Source organism: Alterinioella nitratireducens (genome assembly GCF_013155465.1).
Lineage (GTDB): Bacteria > Pseudomonadota > Alphaproteobacteria > Rhodobacterales > Rhodobacteraceae > Alterinioella > Alterinioella nitratireducens.
Genome location: NZ_JABJVX010000032.1, coordinates 1 through 7,019, shown reverse-complemented (window position 1 = coordinate 7,019; position 7,019 = coordinate 1). Strand labels below are relative to the sequence as shown.

At 62.3% G+C, this 7,019-nt stretch carries 7 protein-coding genes; 1 reads left to right on the top strand and 6 read right to left on the bottom strand.

Features of this window, described 5'->3' with window-relative positions; all coding sequences use genetic code 11:
• Positions 1–563: 563 nt before the first annotated feature.
• From HNS34_RS20110 to HNS34_RS20085, 6 genes are all read right to left on the bottom strand, one after another.
• Positions 564–1,076 carry a helix-turn-helix transcriptional regulator gene (locus HNS34_RS20110; RefSeq protein ID WP_172321864.1) on the bottom strand — a complete coding sequence of 171 codons (513 nt, stop codon included), beginning with the start codon at positions 1,074–1,076 and terminating at the stop codon, positions 564–566.
• Positions 1,077–1,145: 69 nt separating this feature from the next.
• Entirely contained in the window at positions 1,146–1,715 is a 570-nt protein-coding gene (locus HNS34_RS20105) for a hypothetical protein (RefSeq protein ID WP_172321863.1), read from the bottom strand.
• Positions 1,716–2,410: 695 nt separating this feature from the next.
• Positions 2,411–3,349, bottom strand: a complete 939-nt coding sequence (locus HNS34_RS20100; RefSeq protein ID WP_172321862.1) for a glutathione S-transferase family protein — start codon at positions 3,347–3,349, stop codon at positions 2,411–2,413.
• Between the two features lie 12 nt (positions 3,350–3,361).
• A complete protein-coding gene (locus HNS34_RS20095) occupies positions 3,362–4,225 on the bottom strand; it encodes a VOC family protein (RefSeq protein WP_172321861.1) in 864 nt (287 codons plus the stop codon).
• A gap of 60 nt (positions 4,226–4,285) precedes the next feature.
• Complete coding sequence (locus HNS34_RS20090) at positions 4,286–4,708, bottom strand: DoxX family protein (RefSeq protein WP_172321860.1); 423 nt, start codon at positions 4,706–4,708, stop codon at positions 4,286–4,288.
• A 22-nt stretch (positions 4,709–4,730) separates the two neighbouring features.
• Positions 4,731–5,306 carry an NADPH-dependent F420 reductase gene (locus HNS34_RS20085; RefSeq protein ID WP_172321859.1) on the bottom strand — a complete coding sequence of 192 codons (576 nt, stop codon included), beginning with the start codon at positions 5,304–5,306 and terminating at the stop codon, positions 4,731–4,733.
• A 134-nt stretch (positions 5,307–5,440) separates the two neighbouring features.
• On the opposite strand from HNS34_RS20085, the gene HNS34_RS20080 reads away from it, so the two are divergent.
• Positions 5,441–6,334 (top strand): LysR family transcriptional regulator, encoded by an 894-nt coding sequence (locus HNS34_RS20080; RefSeq protein WP_172321858.1) that lies wholly within the window; start codon positions 5,441–5,443, stop codon positions 6,332–6,334.
• Positions 6,335–7,019 lie beyond the last annotated feature (685 nt).

Here is a 7,019-nt window from a genome sequence, read left to right as displayed (position 1 = left end):
GTTTCAGTCCCATAGTCAGTCTCCTTTGTTGCAGTAAATGCTATCAAAGGAGCGGCATCAAACCGTGACAGGTCCAGTTCTGGGAAGAAGGTGCGCAGACACCCCGGCTGATGTCGGTCGGCCTGCATTGCCGCCTGGCGGGACGCCCCGGTCGTCTGCGCGCCCTAGCCAGGTTCCTCGACCATGTCCAAGCACATGACAATGTCTGGATCACCCGTCGAGTTGATATCGCCAGACATTGGCACGAGACGCATCAGTTGAGGAATGGCTGAACGTCCATCGGATCAGGAACGGACAGGTCGCCGGATCCCGTGGAGGTCCTAGGAAAACCCCGCTTGATTAATGGGGATGCGTTTAGGTGCCGCCATGGCATCCCGATCAAATCCGCCTATCCCAATTGCCGTTCAGCAATCAGGTGCAATGCTTAACTCGATGAATTCTCGGTCAGACGTGATCGCTGCTCACGTGCACAGGCGGCAACTGCATGATGCGCGCTGCCGGAAGTGTTGGTGCGATTAGGCGGCTGGCGACTACCAACAGTTCTGTCTTATTGGATGGATCATTCAATCCTGACCGGGAACCAGTGTATCGCCGACGATCTCTTCCATGAAGTGGGTCACCAAGCCAATCCTGCCCTGGACGTCCGCCTTGCGAAAGACGGCAGCGCTTTGCGATTTGACGGTGCCCTCGCTCTTGCCTGTCATTTCGGCAATCTCGGCATTCGAGAACCCCTTGATGGCAAGCAGGGCAACTTCCCGTTCGGCGCGGCTCAACTCCCATCGGTCGAATTCGGCCTCGGCCAGAGTCTGAAATGCACCGCGCGCGATCATCAGGGCTTGCTCTGCCGCTGCCGCTCTTTTGAGAAGCCGGCGGATCATCACGATATTGATGGCGATGCTCAGGATCAGGGCCAGGACGGCGAACAGTTCGAAGAGTTCCCGGATGCTGTAGCCTACCGGTTGCGTCAAGATAGTCGAGACATCGAAGGCGAAAAACCCGAGGAAGAGGACTGCAAAGGTCACCTGAACAGCGATGGTGAGCAATAGCACGAGTGAGCCATTGATGTTTCGGGGCATGTCCGCGCGTCCTCCGGTATGGCCGGGGCGGGCAAGAGGGCCCGCCCCGATCAACATTGAGATCTGAGCTTAGTTCCCGATCCCGAGACCACCGTCAACGCCGATGTCGGCCCCAATGCCGTCACCGGCAGGATCGACATCCACGTCAACGCCCAGGCTGGCATCGCCGCCGATCGAACCGGTCCCGGCTGGACCAGCGGTTCCGGCATTTGTAGCGCCGGAGGTATCCGCGAAGACCCGGATCACGGCATCGCTGAGAATTTCGCCGGTCGACTGGTGCAATACGATCTCACGCAAATGCGTCGCGGCTTCGGCTTCCAGACGCACCCGGCCAAGCAGGGTGCGTGACCGGGACACGATGGTGTATCCGCGCGCCTCAAGCTCGGCGATGACAGCCAGTTCCCCGCGAACCTGAACCATCTCGATCTGGCTCATTGCTTGGGCGTTCGCCGAGGACGACGTGGACGCCTGCGCCGTGTTCGGCGCGGGTTGTGCGTTGGCGGGGGCAGATTGCGGGGCGCTGCTGGAGGATTGCGCAAGGCCGGGTGTTGCGACCGATAGCACCATTGCCACCGCAGCAGCGCAGGAGGTCGTGGTCAAGGCGAAGATCGGTCGTTGACGTCTTGTGATACGTGTCATGTCTGGATCCCTTTCGTGCACATCTGGGGTTCGGCGAGGACGCGGTGACGGCGTCCACGCATTTGATGGGCCTGATATGCGCAAAGGGACCGGCGCGCGCCATTCACCTCAGGTTCAATCGTCTCGATTTGAACCGAGGGGGGATCGGTCTGTCACCCTTGCTGCACCAATCTGAACCAGGGTTTATGCCGGTGGAGCCAATCCGCCAGCTGCATGCCCGTGGCGGTGGGAATTCCGAGAACCCATGATCATCCATTTGGCCCAGAACGCGATCGATGTCCTTGCCGAAGGTGAGACCTTGCAGATTGCCGATGATTGCCTGCGCCTCGATGCCCTGCGACACGGCTGATCAAAGTCAGTGTCGTCAAGCGGGCCACCGCCCTCACAATTGAACAACAACCTGAAGCGAGGCTATCTCGTGATCAGCGGTTCTGGACCGGACCTGGCGAACCGCGATGTGATCTCCCTTTGAAGTCGGCCAGAAAATTCCTCGAGCGCCAGGACGCGACCCTAAGAGCGGATTGCTGACATTCTCTGTAAGTGCGATGCTGCGACGTCGGTGATCTAAAGGCGGACATTCCTGGACTGCCGTCGCCGGTGTCGTGGCGGCCTTCGGGTTCCCAGTGATCAGTGGCTGGCGGTGCTGGCGCGCCCCGTGTGCGCCAGGGTCCTGATCCGGACGGATGATCGCCCCTTCAGACCGGGGCCCGCTCCGGTCCGAGAGGAACGATGCCGGTGGGGTTCAGCGCCTTGATCGAGTAGTAGCCGCGCTTGATGTGGTCGATGCTGACCGTGTCGCGCACGCCGGGAATGGCGAGGAGCCGTTCTTGGTAGCGGCTCAGGACGGGATAGTCCGCGATACGGCGCAGGTTGCATTTGAAGAGGCCGTGATAGGCCACATCGAAGCGCACCAGCGTCACGAAGAGCCGCACATCGGCCTCGGTGAAGCGATCTCCCAAAAGGAACTCGCGGCCATCAGCGAGGCGCTCCTCGAGTTCATTGAGCATCGCGAAGACGTCGTGGAATGCCTCCTCGTAGGAGACCTGCGTGGTGGCGAAACCCGTGCGGTAGACGCCATTGTTCAAGCTCGGATAGATGCGGTCATTGAGAGCGTCGATTCTTTCGCGAAGGTCCTCCGGATAGAGATCGATGCTGTCGTCAGCCAGGTCGCCGAAGCCGGAGTTCAGCATCCGCAGGATGTCGGCGGATTCATTGTTCACGATGGTCCCGCGCTTCTTGTCCCACAGCACTGGCACGGTTGCCCGTCCGGAGATCGCCGGGTCGGCCCGAGTGTAGATCTCGTGCATGTAGGAAGCGCCCTCAGCCTCGACCGGATCGCCGAAGCGCCAGCCCTGGTCGGACAGTTCCGGCTCGACGACGGAGACCGAAATCACGTCCTCCAGCCTCTTCAGTTTGCGGGCGATCAGCGTCCGGGACGCCCATGGGCAGATCAGCGCGACATAGAGGTGGTAACGGCCTGGCTCTGCCTTGAAGCCACCCTCACCGGTCGGCCCGGCGCTGCCGTCAGGCGTGACCCAGTTGCGGAAGCCGGAGGTCTGGCGGACAAAGCCGCCCTTTTCATCCTGGGCCTGAACCGGCTGCCAGTCTGCAACCCATTTTCCGTCTCGAAGCATTGTCGTTTCTCCTCAGGTCCTGAACGTGATGGCGGTGCCCCAGGGGTCGTGCAGGGTCAGGCCGTCCGCGTTCGTTTTGCCGGCAATGCCGGAGCTTTCGGCGCGGGTGGCAATGGCCGCGAGGTCTTGCCGGTCCCGGGCAACTATCTCGACAGCATCGAGACCGGCCATACACTCTGGGCGCTTGCCGGCCCGTCGGCTGTTCCAGATATTGCCGGCAAGCTGGTGGTGGTAGCCGCCGCTGCCGTAGAAGCTGGCGCCCGGATAGCGCGCCGCGATATCGAGGCCGAGCAGGTCGCGGTAGAAATCATCGGCCTTGCCCGTGTCGCCCACCTGAAGGTGGACATGGCCGATGCTGCCGTTGTCGGGGAGACCCGACCATTCGGTGCCCTCGGCGCTTTGCAGCAGATCTTGCAGATCCAGCGGGTCGGTGCTCATCCGGATCTCGCCATTCTCTCCGTGCCAGGCGGAGACCGGGCGGTCGGCATAGACCTCGATGCCGTTTCCCTCTGGATCGGCGAGGTAGAGCGCCTCGCTGACGAAGTGATCCGAGGCCCCTTGCAGCGGCACGCGCGCCTCGGCGACATGAGCGAACCAGCGGGCGAGGTCGGATCGGGTCGGCATCAGGAAGGCCGTGTGAAACAGACCGGCCTGCCGCGGATCGAGCGGCGAGAGACTCGGGTCGCCCTCGAGTTCCAGGAGTGGCGCGCTTCCGGTGCCAAGGATGATGCGATGGTCGGTCGTCGCGACAGGGCTGAGCCCGAGCACACTCTGGTAGAAGGTGGAGACCGCATCGAGATCACGCACCTTGAGCCGGACCGTCCCGATACGCAGTGGCGCGGCAGCCATGTCGAAGAAGTCGTTGGCAATGGTCATGTCGGGTCTCCTTGGGAAAGAGCGCGACCGCGGGCGGTGACCCACGGCCGGCGAGGGCGATCAGGCGAATTGGCCGAGGCGCTGGTCGAGCTTGGGGATGCGCAGGGCGAAGGCTCCGCGCCCCAGAATGGCAACGGCGCCTTGCACCACGGCCCAGAACAGCGGGTATTCCCATCCGCCACCTTCGTTCGAAAAGCTCCAGCCGAAGCCGGAATGGGCCCAGGTCGCGCCCAGGAGGACGGGGATCAGCGCGATCGAGACGACACGGGTGCCCAGGCCGAGGATCAGGGCGATGCCGCCCGCCAGCTCGGCAAAGATGGTGAAATAGGCGAGCACGCCGGGCAGGCCGAGGCTTTCGAAGAAGGCGACGGTGCCCGGGATCGTGAAAGCGCTCACCTTCATCCAGCCATGGGCGAGGAACAGGACGCCGGTCGAGATGCGAAGGGCGGCGGCGGCGTAGTCGGTATTGGTTTGCGTAGTCATGTCGGATGCTCCGTAGGGTATGTCAGGAAAACTGCCAGCGCGGCGCGATCCCGGTTCCGTGACCGAAGGCGTAGCCGAACTGGATATTGAGGAAGCCGATGGGCTCGAGGTAGCGAGCGTTGGCGAGCGGACCGGCATCGACCGGTTCGAGGCCGATCTCGGCGGCGAGCGCCTTGACGCTCCCGCGCGCGGCCTCGTCATCGGCGGCGACGAAGGTCTGGATCGGCTGGCCATTCAGCTTGAGGCCCGTGCCGTAGTGCTGCGCGAAGATCGTGTTGAACGCCTTCACCACCGTCGCGCCGGACAGCCGGGATGCGATCTCCTCGGCAGCCGAGGTCTTGTGGCCGACCTGGAGACCCGAGAAGTCCTCGGTCACCGGGTTCGAGACATCGATGACGGTCTTGCCGGTGAAGTCGGCCTTGCCGGCAAGATCGGCCACGGCGCCATAGGGCGTGGCCAGAACCACCACCTCCGCCTGGGAGACGGCGGCGGAGAGGTCATCATTGCGGCCAATGACGGACACCTCGTGACCAGCCAGACCCAGAACTTGGGCGAGGCCGGAGCCGACATTGCCGTTTCCGATAATTGCGATACGCATTTCATTCCTCCTTCGGTTCGCCACCCCTCAGGGCGGGCTGTTGTTCACTGAAGCGAAGGTAGGACTTCCCAATCTTCCATAAAATGGCGATGTTATGGAATGACTATCGTTATATTGTTCCTAAAAGGGTGCCCATGGACATCGTCGACGAACTCAAGGCTTTCGTGGCCACCGCTCGGACCGGCTCCTTCACCGCAGGTGCAGCGCAACTTGGGGTCTCGAATCGCCTGACCTCGAAATACGTGGCCGAACTGGAATCGCGCCTCGGAACGCGGTTGCTCCAGCGGACCACCCGGAAGGTTGGGTTGACGCCGGCCGGGGAGGATCTCCTCGCCCGGGCGCCAGCCGTCCTCGACGAGCTTGATGCTCTCCTAAGCAATGTGTCGGAGGGATCGCGCGGCTTGACCGGGATCATTCGGGTCTCGGCGCCTGTGACCTTCGGTGAAGTCTACGTGGCCGGCATGCTGGCGCGGTTCGCCGAAGCACACCCAGGTTTGACCTTCGACCTGAGGCTGGACGATCGCTACGTCGACTTGGCCGCCGACGGCATCGACCTGGCGTTCCGGATGGGCTTGTCGGAGACGCTATCACTGAAGACGCGCAAGCTCGGCACGTTTCAAAGCTCACTGGTGGCGCATCCAGACTACATGAATGAGCACGGGGCACCAAGAACACCAGATGACCTCTCTCGGCACGCCTGCATTGTCGATACGAACCGGCGCCAGCCACATCGGTGGAGGTTCAGAAAAGACGGCACCGAGGTTGTGGCCCAGGTGCGAGGCCGCTTCCATGTCAATTCTGCCCGGGCGGCAATAGAGCTGGCCGCGGCTGGCATGGGGATCGCCTATGCGCCCCGGTTCGCGATTGCGGACATGCTCGAGACGGGACGCCTCGTTCCGCTGCTGGAGGAGTTCGAAATGGATGGGGGGCCGATTACCGCCGTTTACCTCGAGGGTCGAACCTTACCTCGAAAGATACGGACCCTCATCGACTTCGCTGCCGAGGATGTGCACGTCTTGCCGGAATGAGCGCGAAAAGGCCAATCCAGATGGGGTCAACAGCACCAACACGAATGGCAGCTTCGGGTAAGTTGCGACGCAGCGATGATCTCCCTGAGGAAGGTCGAGTCTGGGCCGTCCACGTCGAAGAGCGTCTCGTTGCATGTGCGAAACCGAGCCGTGACGCCTTGGTCACTTGGCCTCAAACCGGACCTGCGCTGCGACCGATCCCAACGACTGCTGTGGGCCATCGGCAATCACCGCTGCTGCGAAGGTCGCTGTCCGCGATACGACAGAGGGAGTCTTTGATACTTCATTCGTGCGGCAGCAGTGAACCGCCCGACAATAGGACTTCATCCATCAGGACATCCTGCGTCATGGGGCCGTCCTCTGCGTCTTGATCGCGCGAAAAAAAGAGCGAAGCGGCAGAAAAGGCGAACGGCTCGTGGCCCCCCTGCCCCCGCCGGTGAAGCCCGCAACCTCTGCGATTTCCGGAGTGCGGGATCGATGAGTGGGCTATCGGAATTGCCTCGGATCGATGTCGGCCCGCCTTAGCTATTCTGGCGAAGGAGCGCGGCAAGCGCAGGAGCAAGCTCTGCTGCCGATTGGCAGATGATCGCGCCGCGTGCAGACAGATCCAGCAGTGTCCCAACAGTTGGTGTAACTCCCGCCGGTAGCGCGGGCTGAGCGGAGCCTTCGCATAGCGAAGCGAGGC